Raw genomic sequence first — 646 nt, 5'->3', positions numbered from 1 at the left:
CGACGCGGCGCGTGATGTCGGCCTGGGCCTCGTCGGGGTTGTCGTAGCGCTTCTGGATCTCGAACGCGACTTCATTGGCGCCGCCGTGCTTGGGGCCGCGCAGTGCGCCGATGGCGCCGCTGATCGACGAATACATGTCCGAGCCCGTGCCGGCGATCACGCGGGCGGTGAAGGTCGAGGCGTTGAACTCGTGCTCGGCGTACAGGTTGAGCGAGGTGTTCATGGCGCGCTCCCACAGCGCCGACGGCTTCTCGCCGTGCAGCAGGTGCAGGAAGTGGCCGCCGATGGAGTCATCGTCGGTTTCGACTTCGATACGGCGGCCGTTGTGGCTGTAGTGGTACCAGTACAGCAGCATCGAGCCGAGGCTGGCCATCAGCCGGTCGGCAATGTCGCGCGCGCCCGGGGTGTTGTGGTCTTCCTTCTCCGGCAGCACGGTGCCCAGCACCGACACGCCGGTGCGCATCACGTCCATCGGGTGGGCGCTGGCGGGCACCCATTCCAACGCGGCCTTCACATTGGCGGGCAGGCCGCGCAGGCTCTTGAGCTTGGCCTTGTAGGCGGCCAGTTCGGATTTGGTCGGCAGCTTGCCGTGCACCAGCAGGTGGGCGATTTCCTCGAACTCGCAGGTCTCGGCGATGTCGAGGAT

The 646-nt window shown here is 66.7% G+C and carries 1 protein-coding gene; it reads right to left on the bottom strand.

The features are described 5' to 3' along the window. The coding region (locus AC1Q6V_RS34640; RefSeq protein ID WP_492316813.1) for a citrate/2-methylcitrate synthase at positions 1 to 646 on the bottom strand (646 nt) is incomplete at both ends.

It is taken from the genome of Cupriavidus sp. GW823-FHT07B10, from assembly GCF_058794355.1.
The sequence above is the reverse complement of the archived record's forward strand: the minus strand, read 5'-3'. Positions and strand labels throughout refer to the sequence as shown.